The organism is Pseudomonas sp. MWU12-2037, assembly GCF_023242345.1.
Lineage (GTDB): Bacteria > Pseudomonadota > Gammaproteobacteria > Pseudomonadales > Pseudomonadaceae > Aquipseudomonas > Aquipseudomonas gingeri_D.
Genome location: NZ_JALLIZ010000057.1, coordinates 1 through 454, shown reverse-complemented (window position 1 = coordinate 454; position 454 = coordinate 1). Strand labels below are relative to the sequence as shown.

1 protein-coding gene is annotated in these 454 nt (G+C 59.3%); it reads left to right on the top strand.

The features are described 5' to 3' along the window. A partial coding sequence (locus M5B42_RS32075) for an IS66 family transposase zinc-finger binding domain-containing protein (protein ID WP_248748068.1) occupies positions 1-454 on the top strand: 454 nt, incomplete at both ends.

The following is a 454-nucleotide window of genomic DNA, read 5'->3' as shown; positions in this document are numbered from 1 at the left end:
ACGCCACAACTGGCGCTGTTCAATGAGCCGGAAAGTGTCGAACTGACAGCGCCTGAGCCCGACGAGGAAGTGGTCGCACCCGGTCCGCGCCGTGGTAAGCGCCGCCCGTTGTCGGCTGATTTGCCACGGATCGAAGTCATCCACGAACTGCCCGAACATGAACTGACCTGTGCTTGCGGTTGTCGCAAACACACCATCGGCGAAGAAACCAGCGAACAGCTGGACATCGTGCCGATGCAGATTCGCGTGATCAAACACATTCGCAAGGTCTACGGCTGCCGAGGTTGCGAAAGCGCCCCGGTCACCGCCGACAAACCCGCGCAATTGATTGAAAAGAGCATGGCCAGCCCCAGCGTGCTGGCCATGTTGCTGACCACCAAATACGTGGATGGCCTGCCGCTGTATCGGTTTGAAAAAGTCCTCGGCCGTCACGGTGTTGATATCCCGCGCCAGA